Here is a 15,397-nt window from a genome sequence, read left to right as displayed (position 1 = left end):
CGGGCCGGTCCGGCAGGTCTGGCCCCTCCTCCCCTTTGCTAACAGAAAGAGAACCGACCATGAGTGCAATCGTAGACATCGTAGGCCGCGAAATCCTGGACAGCCGTGGCAACCCCACCGTCGAATGCGACGTGCTGCTCGAAAGCGGCGTGATGGGCCGTGCAGCCGTCCCCTCCGGCGCCTCCACCGGCAGCCGCGAAGCCATCGAACTCCGTGACGGCGACAAGAGCCGCTACCTCGGCAAGGGCGTGCTCAAGGCCGTCGAGCACATCAACACCGAAATCAGCGAAGCCGTGCTCGGCCTCGATGCCTCCGAACAGGCCTTCCTGGACCGCACCCTGATCGACCTCGACGGCACCGACAACAAGTCCCGCCTGGGCGCCAACGCCATGCTCGCCGTCTCCATGGCCGTGGCCCGTGCCGCCGCCGAGGAATCCGGTCTGCCGCTGTACCGCTACTTCGGCGGCATGGGCGGCTACCAGCTCCCCGTGCCCATGATGAACGTCATCAACGGCGGTGCCCACGCCAACAACAGCCTCGACCTGCAGGAATTCATGATCATTCCCGTGGGCGCTCCCAGCTTCCGCGAAGCCCTGCGCTATGGCGCCGAAGTGTTCCATGCCCTCAAGAAGATCATCCACTCCCGTGGCATGAGCACCGCCGTCGGTGACGAAGGCGGCTTTGCCCCCAGCGTCGAAAACCACGCTGCCGCCATCGAGCTGATCCTGCAGGCCATCTCCGACGCAGGCTACGTGGCCGGTCAGGACATCGTCCTGGGCCTCGACTGCGCCAGCAGCGAGTTCTACAAGGACGGCAAGTACGTGCTCGCCGGCGAAGGCGGCCTGTCACTCAACGCCGAGGAATGGGCCAACATGCTCGCCGCCTGGTGCGACAAGTACCCCATCATCAGCATCGAGGACGGCATGGCCGAAGGCGACTGGGACGGCTGGAAGCTGCTCACCGAAAAGCTCGGCAGCAAGGTCCAGCTCGTGGGCGACGACCTGTTCGTCACCAACACCAAGATCCTGTCCGAAGGCATCGACAAGGGCGTCGCCAACTCCATCCTCATCAAGATCAACCAGATCGGCACCCTCACCGAAACCTTCGAAGCCATTGAAATGGCCAAGCGCGCCGGCTACACCGCCGTCATCAGCCACCGCTCCGGCGAGACCGAGGACAGCACCATCGCCGACATCGCCGTGGGCACCAACGCCGGCCAGATCAAGACCGGTTCGCTGAGCCGCTCCGACCGCATGGCCAAGTACAACCAGCTGCTGCGCATCGAGGAAGACCTCGGCGAAATCGCCGTCTACCCCGGCCGCAAGGCGTTCTACAATCTGCGCTGATCGCCCCCTCCCAGACCCTGCTCCCACCGCCCCATGCGCACATCGCCCGTCAACCGCACCGTCATCGCGGTCCTGCTGCTGCTCTTCGTGCTGCTGCAGTACCAGATCTGGAACGGCAGCGGCAATGTGCGCCAGGTGGCCAAAATGAAGCAGGATCTGGCGCGCCAGCAGGCCGCCAACGCCCTGCTGGAACAGCAGATCGCCCGCTCCCAGTCGGAAATCCAGGACCTCAAGGAAGGCCTGTCCACCGTCGAGGAAAAGGCCCGCTACGAAATGGGCATGGTCAAGCCCAACGAAGTCTTCGTCCAGATCGCACGCTGAAGCCCCAGCTCCGCATCCTGCAAAGCCCGTGCTCCCGTTCAGGGACCACGGGCTTTGTCATGGCAGGGGGTGAACATGCACCTGAGAGCGCTGGCAGCATGCGATGCTCCTTCTCCGCATCCGAGGCTATTTTTGCCGGATCGTTTCGTTCAAAGTGGGGTTTCCTGCGCTCTTCAGGGTCGCCGCTCTGCGAGGCGGCGCCTCGCCTACCCCCACTCAATGCACGGTATCGCTTGCCGGAGGGCGGGCTTCTGCGGGGACGAAGATGCGGGCGGCTTCGACGGGATCGAAGCGGTATTGCTTGCCGCAAAATTCGCAGCCGACTTCGATGCGGCCCTGCTCTGCGAGGATGCTGTCGGCTTCTTCCCGGCCCAGGCTGCGGATCATGGCGCTGACGCGCTCGGTGCTGCAGGTGCAGGCGAAATGGGGAACGGGGTCGCTGTCGGCGGGGGCGAAGCGCAGCAGCTTTTCGTCCCAGAACAGGCGGTGCAGGATGGTGTCGATGTCCAGCCCCAGGAGTTCCTCGCGCGTGAGGCTCTGGGCCAGGGTGACGATGCGATGGTAGTGTTCGGCAGCTTCTGCCTGGGCTTCGTCTCCGGCATTGCCTGTGCTGCCCGCGAGGTTGGCTTCGCCTTCCAGGGGCAGGCGCTGGATGAGCAGGCCGGCTGCCACGTGGTCATCCGCCGCCAGCACGAGGGTGGTGTCGAGCTGTTCGCTCTGGCGCATGTAGTGCTGCAGAGCCTGTGCCACATCCGGCAGGGGCATCTCCTGGGCATCGCTCAGAGGAACGATGCCCTGGTAGGGCTGCTGGCCGGGCAGGCGGTCGCGTGGGTCGAGGGTGATGGCGCAACGGCCCTTGCCGTGCTGGTTCACCAGAGTGGACAGGGTGGCGTCCTCGGGAATGGAACCGAGCACGGTGGCCGTGGCGCGCAAGGCCAGGTCGGGCAGCACTTCAGCCACTGCCACCTTGACGGGGCCGTCCCCCTGCATCTGCAGGATGAGTGCGCCGTTGAACTTGATGTTGGCCTGCATCAGGCAGGCTGCGGCGGTCATTTCGCCCAGCAGTCCGGTGACGGCGGGGGCATAGGGGCCGCTGTGGCTGTTGGCGGCACGGCGCTGCACGACCTCCTGCCAGGCATCGGTGAGGCGGACGGCCACGCCCCGGACGGGCATGCCATCGAAAAGGAATTTCTGCAGTTGTGACATGGGAGAGAGGCCACGCCCCCGAGCCGAAGGAGGCACCCGGGCAGGAGCGGCGAAAGGGGAAAAAGAAAGGAGCGGCGGATGCATCACTGCCAGCTGCGCGTCATTGGTAGAGGCGAACGGGAAGCGTGGGAATGCTGGAGGTGCAGATGGGGATCAGGGGAGCTTCTTCAACCGTGTGGCATACCGGCGAGCGTTGTCGACGTAGTGGCGCGCGCTGGCACGCAGCCCCTCGATCTGCTCGGGAGTGAGCATGCGCACCACCTTGGCCGGACTGCCGAGGATCATGCTGCCGTCGGGGAACTCCTTGCCCTCGGTCACGAGGGAGCCTGCGCCCACGAGGCAGTGGCGTCCGATGCGCGCGCCGTTGAGAATCACGGCGCCGATGCCGATGAGGCTTTCGTCCCCGATGGTGCAGCCATGGAGCATGACCATGTGCCCCACCGTGACATGGCGACCGATGGTGAGCGGCACTCCGGCATCGGTGTGCAGCACGCTGCCGTCCTGGATGTTGGTGCCCTCTCCGATGGTGATGGGGTCGTTGTCGCCCCGCAGCGTGGCATGAAACCAGATGCTCGCGTCCTCCGCCAGACGCACGTCTCCGATGACCTGGGCGCTGTCCGCGACCCAGGCACTGTCCGCGATCTGGGGCACCTTGTCATCGAGCTGGTAGAGGGGCATGGACGTCTCCTGGCAGGGAAAAGAGGGGCGAAAAACACGTGCGGCCAGTGTACGCCATGCCCCGGCCGAGGGCAGCCGGGAGAAGCCCTGAAGCGACCCTGCCAACGGCGAATGCCCTGTGCTCAGGCTGGCAGGGCGTCGAGTTCTTCCGGGGTAAAGCCGGCTGCCAGCCGGGCTTCGCGGTTGTAGGGGCCGCGCAGGCGCGGGGCGCCATGGCATTCCGCGAGCTCGGCATAGGCGGCCACAGGGTCGAGTCCGCGCTCGGTACATACATGGCGGTACCAGCGGTTGCCGATGGCCACATGACCGATCTCGTCGTGCAGGATGATGTCGAGAATGGCGGCGGCCTCCAGATCGCCTGCGTGGCGCAGCTTGTCTCGAATGGGGGGAGAGGCGTCCAGGCCGCGCGCCTCCAGCGTGCGGGGAACCAGGGCAAGGCGAGCGAGCAGATCGTCGCGCGTTTTCTCGGCCATTTCCCACAGCCCGTTGTGCGCCGGAAAGTCGCCATAGCGATACCCCAGCGTCTCCAGGTGGGCGGCCAGCAGGCTGAAATGCCGCGCTTCCTCGCGCGCGATGCCCAGCCAGTCCCGATAGAAGGCTTCGGGCATGCCCGGAAAGCGCCACACGATGTCGAGCGCCAGATCGATGGCGTTGAACTCGATGTGGGCCAGGGCATGGAGCAGCGCTGCGCGGCCTTCGGTGGTGGCTACCGAGCGCTTGTGCAGCTGGGCTGGCGACACCAGTTCGGGCCGTGCCTCACGCCCCGGAATGGGGGCAGTGGGCTGCAGGACCAGTCCGGGATCGAGAGGGGCCTGGAGATCCAGGGCGAGGACGCCCTGCACCTTGGCCGCATGGGAAGACGCACAGAGAAGATCGAGGGCAAGAGCTCGCAGCATGGACACGCGGAAGTGAAAAAGAGAAAGATGAAGGAAGTGGGAGAGACGCGCTCCCCCGCCGGGGCCGCCGTGCAGCGGCCTCCGGTCAGGGGCGGCACGCGGCCGCCGGGGCCCTCAGCGCATCAGATGTATCCGAGCACCCTGCCCCAGGCAGTACCGACCGTGAGCCAGATCAGCAGGTTGACCACGCTCATGACGAAGCCGGTGCGCCACCACTGGCCCAGGGTCACGTAATTGGACCCGAAGATGACGGGCGCACTGCCAGTGGCGTAATGCGTGAGGGTCATCATGAGACTCGACGCCGCCGCCATCAGGAAGGCCCAGGCCATGGGCGGAGCCCCCAGCGCCAGCCCGGCAGCGAAGAACGCCCCGAACATGCTGGTGATGTGGGCCGTGGTGCTGGCGAACATGTAGTGGGCATAGAAGTAGGCCAGCAGCAGGAGCGCGGCCGCCATCTGCCAGTTCAGCCCCATGGACTGGATGCCGTCCTTGAGCGAGCCGGAGAACCAGCCCACGAGGCCGAGCTTGTTGAGGAAGTCGGCCATCATCACGAGGGCCCCGAACCAGATGATGGTGTCCCAGGCGCTCTTTTCCTTGAGCACGTCATCCCAGCTCAGCACGCCGGTAAGGAGCAGCAGCGACAGTCCCACGAAGGCCGTGGTGGTCGGGTCGACCTCATAGCTGCGGCCGAAGAACATGGCCGGCACACCGGCCCACAGCAGCAGCAGCAGCGCGAAGATGCCCACCATGATCTTTTCGCCGCGCTGCATGTGCCCGAGCTCCGCGAGCTTGCCACGCGCAAACTGGGTGGCGTTGGGGGTGTCGGTGATCTCGGGCTTGTTGAGCCAGTAGACCACGAGCGGCATCACCAGCAGGGCCACGATGCCCGGCACCAGCATGCCCAGTGCCCACTGGGCCCAGGAGATGTGGATCTGGCTGTGGGTGGCCTTGGCAATGAGATCGACGACCAGCGGATTGGGGGCCGTGGCGGTGATGAACATGGCCGAGGTGATGGGGTTGGTCTGGTAGTTGACCAGCGCGAGGTAGCGGCCGATGCGGTTCTGGGTGCCATTTTCGGGGCGGGAATCGAAGCTGTCGGCAATGGACCGCATGATGGGGTGCATGATGCCGCCGCCGCGTGCGGTGTTGCTGGGCGTCACGGGAGCGAGCACCAGCTCGGAAAACGCCAGCGCGTAGCCGATGCCGATCGTCTTGCGCCCGAAGACGGAGATGAACCAGTACCCGATGCGCGATCCCAGCCCGGTCTTGATGAGCCCGCGCGAGATCATGATGGACACGCCGATCAGCCAGATGAGCGAGTTGGACATGCTGGAGAGCGCATCCTTGATGTAGTCGGCTGCGGTCGAGGGCTTGACGGGCTTGGCCTCGCCCTTGGAGGCAGAAGCAGAGGCCGATGCAGGCGCCGAGGCTGCTGCCCTGGCGGCCGATGCGGACGAGGCTGCCTTGCGTGCGGCAGCCGGTGCTGCCCCCTGTACCGCCGGTGCGGATGCAGACACGGACGCCACGGCGGCGGAAGCCGGATGTGCCCCGCCGGACGCTGCAGGCACCGAGTGCCCGGTGACCCCCGTGAGCGCCACGAGCGTGATGGCCACGATGGAGAGCGCACCGATCGGCATGGCCTTGCCAATGATGGCCACGATGGTGGCCGCGAACAGGGCCAGCAGATGCCATGCGTTGGGGGTCACCCCCTTCGGCACGGGAATCACGAACCAGATCAGCAGGCCCACCGCTACCGCGATGGCCATGGGAAGTCGTTTGAAGCCCATCACATCCTCCTGTCCCTTTGCATGCCGCTTCGCACCCCTGTGCAAAGCTGGCCCCATTCTATGCAGGGGACCCCTGCCCCTTCCGCAGCCCTGCCGGGAATGGGACAGCGAATTGATAGGGATTAAACCCGCTGCCGTCCCCGCAGCTCAGCCCCCTGCAGCCGTTTCAGGGCGCAGCTGACCCGGCATCCGACACATCGATGCCCGCAGCCAGAAAAACCTCGCGCCAGGCGGCCAGCTTGCGCTCGAAGGACCAGCTGGCATTGGCCGGGCTGGTGGAGGGCAGCCGGTACACCGGCACGCCCAGCCCCTCCGTATGGCGATGCTGGCGCCAGCTTTCGCCGCCGTTGTGGGCTATGGCACGCAGATCGGGGCAGCGTGCGCGCAGGCCCGCCAGATCGTTGACCACGGCGTGGCGTATGGCGGAGTCGAGGCTGCCCTCGCGCTCGCAGCTGGCATACACATCCCAGATGCCGACCCCGTGCGCCAGTGCCGCCGCACGCCGCACGGCATAGTCCGACTCGCGCAGGGGCAGCCCCCAGAGCGTGCCCAGAATGCGCCAGAAGTGGTTCTGCGGATGGCCGTAATACTGCTGCAGCTCCAGCGAGCGCACGCTCGGAAAACTGCCGAGAACCAGCAAACGTGTGTCGGAGTTGGCAAGTGGTGCCAGGCCCGTGAGCGGTGCGGTGCTATAACCTTCAGCCATGCGCGGCCCCCTCGGCGCGCAGCCCGGCCGCCCGGCCGAATCGCGCACCGACGCGCCCAGGCGACACTGGTGCCCGGCCTACGGAAATCTGCATACACGGATACGACATGAACATGAACGTCAATGGACAAATGGACAACATGCTGGCTTACCTTGCCACGCAGGGCACCGATCTGGCGCTCAAGGTGGCGGGGGCCGTCGCGGCCTGGATGATCGGCCGCTGGCTCATCGCGCTGGCCACCCGCCTGCTGGGCAGGATGCTCTCCCGCTCCGGGCGGCTGGACGTGACGCTGGTCGATTATCTCAAGTCGATCACGAGCGTCCTGCTCACCATCATGCTGGTGCTGGGCATTCTGAGCCTGTTCGGGGTGCAGACCACCTCGTTCGCGGCCCTGCTCGCCGGCGCGGGTCTGGCCATCGGCACGGCCTGGGGAGGTCTGCTCACCCACTTCGCGGCCGGCGTGTTCATGCAGGTGCTGCGCCCCTACAAGGTGGGGGACACCATCCAGGCCGCTGGGGTGACGGGCACTGTCACCGCTCTCGGTCTGTTCACCACGACCATCACCACAGCGGACAACGTGACGACGATTGTCGGCAACAACAAGATCTTTTCGGACACCATCCAGAACTACAGCGCCCTGCCCGTGCGCCGCGTGGACTGCACCGCCAAGCTGGCCCACGGCATCGACCCCGACGAGGCCATCGAACGCCTGCGTGCCGCCGTGGCCACGGTGCCGCACGTGGCGGCCTCGCCCGCGCCGGTCATCGGCATTCTGGAATCCTCTTCCGACGGCCTGACGCTGTGCGTGCGCCCCTACACCTCCAATGCGGACTACGGACAGGTGCTGTTCGACACCAACCGCATCATCGCCGAGACGTTCCGCACGGCAGGCTACCCGGTGCCTGCCGCCACCACCATCACGGTGCCGGCTGCCCAGCGCTGAGATCGGCTGCCGACGCTGCCGGCAGCTCTGTGTTCTGCCCCAGCACGGCCAGCCGGGGCAGAACGCGCAGGGCATTGGCCGTGGTGGCAGCGCACAGCTCCTCCACCGGCATGCCGCGCAGATCCGCCAGCACGGCCCCCATGCGCGGGATTTCTGCCGGCCGGTTCGGGGGCACGACTTGTCCCGCACTGCGCGCTTCCTGCGGCACATAGAGCCAGCTCGGCGGAATGTCGGGCGCATCGGTTTCCAGCACCAGGCTGTCGAGCGGCAGTGTGGCTGCCTGCGCACGCAGACGGGTGGCGCGCTCGAACGTCATGGCGCCGCCGAATCCCAGCACAGCCCCGACCGCGCACAGCGCCTCGGCCTGCTGCAGGCTCCCGACAAAGGCATGGGCAATGGCTCCCGGCGGCGGCAGCTCGCGCAGATGGCGCAGCACGGCATCGACGGCACGCCGTGTATGCAGCAGCACGGGCAGGCCATATCGACGCGCAAGTCGCAGCTGCCCCCGCAGCAGAGCCTCCTGCCGTATCCGCACGGCGGGGTCGTTCCAGCGTCCGTCGTGGGCATCGAGGCCGATCTCGCCCACGGCGACCAGATGTGGGTCGTCCTGCCACTCGCGCAAGTGTCCATCGAGGCGCTCCAGCGCCTCGGCCACCTCCCCTTGCGGCAGATACAGGGGGTGAAAGCCGAGCGCATACCCATCGCCGGTACGGTGGGCCAGCTCGCGCACGGCGGCAAAGTTGCCGACATTCACCGCCGGGATCACGATTCGCCCCACACCGGCGGCTCGCGCCTCCTCCCGCACCCGCTGCGGCCCTCCGCAGGCCGCGAATTCAAGGGCATCCAGATGGCAATGGGTATCGATCCAGAAAGCCATGCGTGCCGCTCCCGATGCCCCGCGCTCAGCTCTGTCAGGCCAGCTGGCCACGCACCATGCGCAGCTGGCGGCTGCAGCGGGCGGCGAGCTGGTCGTCGTGGGTGACGAGCACAAACGCGGTCTGGTTCCGGCGCGCCAGATCGAGCATGAGCCCGAAGACCTGGTCGGCCGTGCCGCGGTCGAGGTTGCCGGTGGGTTCGTCGGCCAGCACGCAGGCCGGCTGCGTGACCAGGGCACGGGCAATGGCCACCCGCTGGCGCTCGCCCCCGGAGAGCTCGCCCGGCCGGTGGGCAGCGCGATCGGCCAGCCCCACCTGTTCGAGCATGCGCAGGGCTTCGCGGTGGGCCTCCTCGCGGTCGGAACGCCGGATCCACAGGGGCATGGCCACGTTTTCGGCTGCCGTGAATTCGGCCAGCAGATGGTGAAACTGGTAGACAAAGCCCAGGTGCCGGTTGCGCAGTGCCCCCTGCTCCGCGAGCGAGAGTGCCGAGAACGCCTGCCCCATGAGCTGCACGCTGCCACTGGTGGGAGCATCGAGCCCGCCGAGCATGTGCAGAAGCGTGCTCTTGCCCGAACCCGAAGCCCCCACGATGGCCACCGTCTCCCCGGCGCGGATGTCGAGGTCGATGCCCCGCAGCACGGTCAGGTCGAGGTCACGCCCTTCGTGGAAGCGCTTGGTCAGCCCGGTGGCCTGCAGCACGGTGCGGCCCGGGGTACGAAATGCGGCATCGGGAGAAAGGGACATCTCATTCATAGCGCAATGCCTCCGCAGGATTGACGCGGCTGGCACGCCAGCTCGGATAGACCGTGGCCACGAACGACAGCAGCAGCGACACGATGACGATGGGCACGATGTCGCCGGCCTCGGGGTCGCTCGGCATCTTGCTGATGAGGTACACGTCCTGCGGCAGGAAGTGCGTGTGCAGCAGGTGCTCGATGAAGGGCACGATCACGTCGATGTTGCAGGCCACCAGCAGCCCCAGCAGCAGGCCGGCCAGCGTTCCGATGATGCCGGCTGCAGCCCCCTGCACCATGAAGATCGACATGATGCTGCGCGGCGTGGCGCCCAGCGTGCGCAGGATGGCAATGTCGGCGCGCTTGTCCTGCACGCTCATCACCAGCGTGCTCACCAGGTTGAAGGCCGCCACCGCCACGATGAGCGTCAGGATGATGAACATCATGCGCTTCTCGACCTGCACGGCGGCAAACCAGCTGCGGTTCTGCTGCGTCCAGTCGCTCACGCGGTATTCATGGTCGAACAGGGCGCTGATCTTCTCGGCCACCAGCGGCGCCTGGTTCAGGTCCTTGAGCTTGAGACGCACACCCGTGGGTCCGTCCACATGGAAGATGCGCGCCGCATCGCTCACATTGAGAAGCACCAGGGTGGAGTCGTATTCGTAATGGCCGGAATTGAAAGTTCCCACCACCGTCACCTGCTTGAGCCGCGGCATCACCCCCGCAGGCGTCATGGTGCCGCTCGGGGCCACCAGCGTCACGGTATCTCCGCGCTGCACGCCCAGCGCGCGAGCCAGCTGTTCGCCCAGCACCACATTGAAACTGTCCGGCTTGAGCTGCTGCAGCACCTCGGCGTTGCCGGCAGACACGTTCGACACCTCGGCTTCGCGCGCAGGCTCGATGCCGCGCACCAGCACGCCGCGCATGTCCTCTCCGCGCACGAGCAGCGACTGCCCGACCACAAAGGGAGCCGCCCCTACCACCTCGGGCACCGCGCGCACCTTCTGGAGCACGCCCTGCACATCAGGCAGGGCGCCACCCGACGGTGTGAGAATCTCGATGTGCGACACCACGCCCAGCATGCGGTCACGCACCTCCTTCTGGAAGCCGTTCATCACGCTGAGCACGATGATGAGCGCCGCCACCCCCAGCGCGATGCCGAGGATGGAAGCCGCCGAGATGAACGAGATGAACCCGTTGCGCCGGGTGGAGCGACCGGCGCGCGTATAGCGCCAGCCAAGAGAAAGTTCGTAGGGAATGGCCATGGAGGATGGGTGTGTCGGGACGAAGCGCCGCCCCGGTCTGCTGCAGCCGGCAGCTCAATCGCTGCCACACCCTGCATTGTGGCAGTGCCATCCCGGCCTCTCGCCGCCACCCCCCGAAAAGCGTGCAAGCAAAGGTTGCGAACGCGTGCCCGGCTCATCGGCGACACGCCCAACGGGTGCTGGCTGCGGGGCCTGCCATGTGGCATGCCCCACACGAACCGCAGCGGGGACAGGCTCCACGACAACATTGGATACATTTGTTTCAAATTGTCTTCAATCTCCCGGTACTCCCTTTCCTGCAGCATTCTGCGGCAGCGCTCCCTGTGCGGAGCGCCCCTGAACAGGCACGTCACCGCCTCACCCGCCGCGTCTGGCCATCGGAAGAAAGTGTTCGGTTACCCTTTTCCTTATGCCCCAAGGATGCAAATGCAAGCGCGATACGGGACAATAGAGGGTTGCTATATGACCGAAGTCTCCGAGCCCCAGCAGATGGCCATGTCCTCCGCCGCCCATCACCTGATCGTGCCCTTTGCCGCAGCGTCCTCTGCGCGCTGTCAGGCCCGCCTTGACCAGCTGACCCTGCGCCATCTTCCGGTGCTGCTGGGCCGCCTGCAGCGCGAGCAGGACGTCCAGTGCGACGAATACAGCTACAGCCCGCCGCACGAACACGTCCTGGCCCGCGCCCTGGGCTGGCCCGAAGCCTCGCGGCAGGACGGCTGCATGCCCTGGGCGGCCCATCTGGCCCGGCGCCACGGGCTCGAAGGCGCATCGTCCCTGCCCTGGGGCGTGGTCACGCTCTGCCACTGGCAGATCCATGCCGACCACGTCACCATGGCGCATCCGGCCGACCTGCACCTCTCCGCCGCCGAAGGCGACGCGCTGCTGGCCGCCATGCACCCCTGGTTCGCCGAGGAAGGCCTGCATCTGGTGCCCCTCCCGGTCGACAAGACCGGCGTGCTCCAGTGGCTGGCCTGCGGGCCGAGCCTGGAAGGACTGCGCACTGCCTCGCTCGACCGGGTATGCGGCCGCAACGTCGAAGGCTGGATGGCGCTCGCTGCCAAGGCCAGCACCAGCCCCACGGCAGCCCACTCCGCACCCCTGCGCCGTCTGCAGAGCGAGATGCAGATGCTGCTCTATACCCATCCGGTCAACGATGCCCGCGCCGAACAGGGGGCACTCCCCGTGAACTCATTCTGGCTGTGGGGAGCCGGCTCCCTGCCTGCCGAGCCGCCGCCCTCTGCCGAGGTCTCCGCGCCAGAAGCCGGCACACCGGCCCTGCTGCATCCCCATGTGCTGAGGCAACTCGCCCTGCCGGCGCTGCGCGAAGACTGGGATGCCTGGGAAAAGGCCTGGCACTGGCTCGACGAAGCCGTGTTCGGCCCCCTGCTGGCGCAGCTGCGCGGCGGACAGGCACCGCGTGTGCGCATCACCCTGTGCAGCGAGCGGGGCGCCACGACCTGGCACAACGACCAGCGCCCCGGCCTGCTGCGCCTCCTGGGCCGTCAGCTGCGTCCGCTGCAGATGGCCCGGGTGCTGGAGTCCCTGTAATGCGCCTGCAAACCCGCGATGTGCCTCCCCGCGCGCGCTGGGCGCTGGAGCAGGCTGGCCTGCATCCCCTGCTGGCCCAGCTCTATGCTGCCCGGGGCGTCACCCAGGCCTCCGAGCTCGACGATGCCCTCGCACACCTGCTCCCGCCCGACACGCTCAAGGGCGCCTCCGAGGCGGCCTCTCTGCTGGCCGATGCGATCCGGGACAACCTGCGCATCTGCATCGTGGCCGACTACGACTGCGACGGCGCCACTGCCTGCACCGTGGGCCTGCGCGGCCTGCGCCTGCTGGGATCGCGACAGGTGCACTTTCTGGTGCCTGACCGCGTCAATGACGGCTACGGACTGACTCCCACCATCGCTCAACGCGTGCATGCCACGGGCGCCGACGTGCTCGTGACCGTGGACAACGGCATTGCCAGCGTGGACGGCGTGGCCGCCGCACGCGCGCTGGGCATGCAGGTCATCGTCACCGACCACCACCTGCCCGGTGCCGAGCTGCCCGAGGCCGACGCCATGGTCAACCCCAACCAGCCGGGCTGCACCTGTCCGAGCAAATCCATGGCCGGTGTGGGCGTCATGTTCTACGTGCTGCTGGCGCTGCGGGCCGAGCTGCGGCGGCGTGGCACCCTGCCCGATCCCCAGCCCCGCCTCGACACCCTGCTGCCCCTCGTGGCCCTCGGCACCGTGGCCGATGTGGTGCGGCTCGATGCCAACAACCGCCGCATCGTCGCCCAGGGCCTGCGCCGCATCCGGGCCGGTGCCATGCCCCCCGGCATGCGCGAGCTGTTTGCCATCTCCGGCCGCGATGCGCGCCGCGCCAGCACCTTCGACATGGGCTTCGCGCTCGGCCCGCGCATCAACGCGGCCGGCCGGCTGGCGGACATGACGCTGGGCATCGAATGCCTCACCACCGACGATGCCGCCCGCGCCGCAGAGCTCGCGCGCATGCTCGACAGCATCAACCGGGAACGTCGCAGCCTGGAAGAAGGCATGCGCGAACAGGCCATGCACCTGGCCGAAGACCTGTTCACCGACGCCGATACCCCGCCGGCGGCCCTGAGCGTGTTCGATGCGGACTTTCATGAAGGCGTGGTCGGCATCGTGGCCTCCCGCCTCAAGGACCGCCTGCACCGCCCCACCTTCGTGTTCGCCGTGAGCGGCGCCCCCGGACAGCAGCATCTGCTCAAGGGCTCGGGCCGCTCCATTCCCGGCTTTCATCTGCGTGATGCACTGGACCTCGTGGCCAAGCGCCATCCCGGCGTGCTCGTCAAGTTCGGGGGACACGCCATGGCAGCCGGCTGCACCATTGCCCGTGACCACTTCGCCACCTTCGAGCAGGCCCTGACCGAAGTCGCCCATGAGTGGCTGGACGCGGCCACCCTGGAGCGCACGCTGGCCACCGACGGCCCGCTGCCGGCCAGCTTCCGCCGCATCGACGTGGCCGCCAGCCTGCAGGAGGCCGTCTGGGGCCAGGGCTTTGCCGCCCCTGTGTTCAGCGAGGAGCTGGAAGTGGTGCACCAGCGCCTCGTGGGCGAGCGGCACCTCAAGCTGCAGCTGCGCCATCAGGGCGAGCTGGTGGACGCCATCTGGTTCGGTCGCAGCAAGCCACTGCCCGCACGCGCCACCCTGGCCTACCGGCTCGACGTCAATGAATGGCGCGGCCAGCAGACGGTGCAGCTGGTGGTCGAAGGCATGGCCGACTGAGCACCCGGCCGGGCGAAAGCACCCTGGCCAGGCCCCCCTCTCTCCGTCACGGGGCTCCCAGACTGGCGGCATGCCAGCACAGCCCCAGCACGGCGAGCACATGGCCGGCCACCGTGGCCCAGAACACCGACTGGAATTCCGGCTTGGCGTTCTTGTGCCGCAGCAGCTGCTGCGCGGCCAGCGCCCCGGGCCAGCCGCCAGCCAGCGACAGCACATGCAGCTGTTTTTCGGGAATGCGCCAGCGCCTGCGCTGCGCCCGGGTCTTGTCGATGGCATAGACCAGAAAGGTCAGCACACTCAGCCCTGCAAACCCCACCACCAGCCCATTCGAGAGACGGGGCTGCATGAGCACCATGCCCCACAGCAGCAAGGCACCGGCCTCGATCGGCCAGAACCACAGCGGCAGGGGGGAAGGCACCGGCCGCCCTGTCCGGCGCCCGGCTCCTGTCCGGCCCGGTGGCATCCCCCGCTCGCCTGGCGCACTCCGTGCAGCCTGCCGCCTCCCTGCCGCTCCGCCCGCTGGGGCAGCAGGGCGCCCGCGAATGGCGCTCTCCGGTCCGGTGGCCTGCCGTCGAGGTGCCCCGATCTCTTGTTGGGGAGCCAGGAACTCCACGTTGTGCCCCTGCCAGCCGCCCTGGTGATCGCGCACCAGCCCCAGGCTCACGCGATCTCCCGGCTGCGGACGATGCTGCCGGTCTGGAAAGGCGCGCCAGTGCACAAAGATCTCGGTTCGGCCCAGAAGCCTGCGGGCTCGCTGCACATCATCCAGCCGCACAAAGCCGAATCCGCGCGCATCGTCGAACCGGGCCACCCGCCCCTGCCAGCGCTCACTGCCCATGCTTTGCCCCGTGCATTTTCCCCTCGGGGCGATGGACCGGCCGGCTGCTCACAGCCGCCCCATGCGCGCCATCAGTCGACGATGCACCCCTGGCGACACCAGTCCATCCACCTCGCCCCCCAGCGAGGCGATCTCACGCACATAGGTGCTGCTCAGAAACTGGTACTGGTCGCTCGGGGTCAGGAACACCGTCTCCACCTCGGGCATGAGCCGGCGGTTCATGCCCGCGAGCTGGAATTCGTAATCGAAGTCCGACACCGCACGCAGCCCACGCACCATGGCGCGCGCACCACGGGCCACCACGAAATCCCGCAGCAGGCCGTCATAGCGCTCGACCGTCACGTTCGGATAGCGGGCCACGGCCTCGCGCATCATCGCGAGCCGCTCCTCCAGCTCGAAGAGCGGCTTCTTGTGGTGTCCTGCCGCCACCGCGACAATCAGCTCGCCGAACAGCTCCGACGCACGCCGGACCAGCTCCTCGTGTCCCAGAGTGACCGGATCGAAAGTGCCCGGATAAATGGCCGTGATCGGTTTCATGTCTCGA

15 protein-coding genes are annotated in these 15,397 nt (G+C 67.4%); 5 read left to right on the top strand and 10 right to left on the bottom strand.

Features of this window, described 5'->3' with window-relative positions:
- Positions 1 to 59: 59 nt before the first annotated feature.
- Both eno and ACE3P9_RS05165 read left to right on the top strand, forming a co-directional pair.
- Positions 60 to 1,346: a phosphopyruvate hydratase gene (gene eno / locus ACE3P9_RS05170; protein ID WP_374492219.1), complete on the top strand. Its 1,287-nt coding sequence runs from the start codon at positions 60 to 62 to the stop codon at positions 1,344 to 1,346.
- Positions 1,347 to 1,379: 33 nt separating this feature from the next.
- Positions 1,380 to 1,667, top strand: a complete 288-nt coding sequence (locus tag ACE3P9_RS05165) for a septum formation initiator family protein (protein ID WP_374492218.1) — start codon at positions 1,380 to 1,382, stop codon at positions 1,665 to 1,667.
- Positions 1,668 to 1,883: 216 nt separating this feature from the next.
- Here ACE3P9_RS05165 and ACE3P9_RS05160 read toward each other — a convergent pair whose 3' ends face one another.
- The 5 genes from ACE3P9_RS05160 to ACE3P9_RS05140 all read right to left on the bottom strand — a co-directional run bounded on the left by ACE3P9_RS05160 (position 1,884) and on the right by ACE3P9_RS05140 (position 6,940).
- Positions 1,884 to 2,873, bottom strand: a complete 990-nt coding sequence (locus ACE3P9_RS05160; RefSeq protein WP_374492217.1) for an Hsp33 family molecular chaperone HslO — start codon at positions 2,871 to 2,873, stop codon at positions 1,884 to 1,886.
- A gap of 153 nt (positions 2,874 to 3,026) precedes the next feature.
- Entirely contained in the window at positions 3,027 to 3,551 is a 525-nt protein-coding gene (locus ACE3P9_RS05155; protein ID WP_374492215.1) for a gamma carbonic anhydrase family protein, read from the bottom strand.
- 122 nt (positions 3,552 to 3,673) lie between these two features.
- Entirely contained in the window at positions 3,674 to 4,447 is a 774-nt protein-coding gene (locus tag ACE3P9_RS05150; RefSeq protein ID WP_374492214.1) for a ferritin-like domain-containing protein, read from the bottom strand.
- A 122-nt stretch (positions 4,448 to 4,569) separates the two neighbouring features.
- Positions 4,570 to 6,213 carry a DASS family sodium-coupled anion symporter gene (locus ACE3P9_RS05145; protein WP_374492213.1) on the bottom strand — a complete coding sequence of 548 codons (1,644 nt, stop codon included), beginning with the start codon at positions 6,211 to 6,213 and terminating at the stop codon, positions 4,570 to 4,572.
- A gap of 187 nt (positions 6,214 to 6,400) precedes the next feature.
- Positions 6,401 to 6,940 (bottom strand): DNA-deoxyinosine glycosylase, encoded by a 540-nt coding sequence (locus ACE3P9_RS05140; RefSeq protein WP_374492212.1) that lies wholly within the window; start codon positions 6,938 to 6,940, stop codon positions 6,401 to 6,403.
- Positions 6,941 to 7,047: 107 nt separating this feature from the next.
- Here ACE3P9_RS05140 and ACE3P9_RS05135 point away from each other — a divergent pair, with 107 nt between their 5' ends.
- Positions 7,048 to 7,884 carry a mechanosensitive ion channel family protein gene (locus ACE3P9_RS05135; RefSeq protein ID WP_374492211.1) on the top strand — a complete coding sequence of 279 codons (837 nt, stop codon included), beginning with the start codon at positions 7,048 to 7,050 and terminating at the stop codon, positions 7,882 to 7,884.
- Here ACE3P9_RS05135 and ACE3P9_RS05130 read toward each other — a convergent pair.
- The 3 genes from ACE3P9_RS05130 to ACE3P9_RS05120 are packed head-to-tail and all read right to left on the bottom strand — an operon-like array spanning position 7,859 to position 10,761.
- A complete protein-coding gene (locus tag ACE3P9_RS05130; RefSeq protein ID WP_374492210.1) occupies positions 7,859 to 8,761 on the bottom strand; it encodes a TatD family hydrolase in 903 nt (300 codons plus the stop codon). The two genes, ACE3P9_RS05135 and ACE3P9_RS05130, sit on opposite strands and share 26 nt — an antisense overlap.
- 34 nt (positions 8,762 to 8,795) lie before the next feature.
- The gene (gene lolD / locus ACE3P9_RS05125) at positions 8,796 to 9,515 is read right to left on the bottom strand and encodes a lipoprotein-releasing ABC transporter ATP-binding protein LolD (RefSeq protein ID WP_374492209.1); all 720 of its coding nucleotides are present in this window, start codon (positions 9,513 to 9,515) and stop codon (positions 8,796 to 8,798) included.
- A complete protein-coding gene (locus ACE3P9_RS05120; protein ID WP_374492208.1) occupies positions 9,508 to 10,761 on the bottom strand; it encodes a lipoprotein-releasing ABC transporter permease subunit in 1,254 nt (417 codons plus the stop codon). The genes lolD and ACE3P9_RS05120 overlap by 8 nt, the downstream gene beginning before the upstream one ends.
- Before the next feature lie 462 nt (positions 10,762 to 11,223).
- Here ACE3P9_RS05120 and ACE3P9_RS05115 point away from each other — a divergent pair, with 462 nt between their 5' ends.
- Positions 11,224 to 12,309, top strand: coding sequence for a phosphoglycerate mutase (locus ACE3P9_RS05115; RefSeq protein ID WP_374492207.1), 1,086 nt, complete (start codon positions 11,224 to 11,226; stop codon positions 12,307 to 12,309).
- Complete coding sequence (recJ, locus tag ACE3P9_RS05110) at positions 12,309 to 14,015, top strand: single-stranded-DNA-specific exonuclease RecJ (protein WP_374492206.1); 1,707 nt, start codon at positions 12,309 to 12,311, stop codon at positions 14,013 to 14,015. Before ACE3P9_RS05115 ends, recJ begins: the two co-directional genes overlap by 1 nt.
- Positions 14,016 to 14,061: 46 nt before the next feature.
- Here the strand turns inward: recJ and ACE3P9_RS05105 are convergent, their stop codons facing one another.
- Positions 14,062 to 14,853 (bottom strand): DUF1294 domain-containing protein, encoded by a 792-nt coding sequence (locus ACE3P9_RS05105; protein WP_374492205.1) that lies wholly within the window; start codon positions 14,851 to 14,853, stop codon positions 14,062 to 14,064.
- A gap of 48 nt (positions 14,854 to 14,901) precedes the next feature.
- Positions 14,902 to 15,390 (bottom strand): pantetheine-phosphate adenylyltransferase, encoded by a 489-nt coding sequence (gene coaD, locus ACE3P9_RS05100; protein ID WP_374492203.1) that lies wholly within the window; start codon positions 15,388 to 15,390, stop codon positions 14,902 to 14,904.
- Positions 15,391 to 15,397 lie beyond the last annotated feature (7 nt).

Origin of the sequence: Allobrachymonas sp. (assembly GCF_041912815.1) — a bacterium.
Lineage (GTDB): Bacteria > Pseudomonadota > Gammaproteobacteria > Burkholderiales > Burkholderiaceae_C > Brachymonas.
This window is presented reverse-complemented; position numbering and strand designations above follow the sequence as displayed.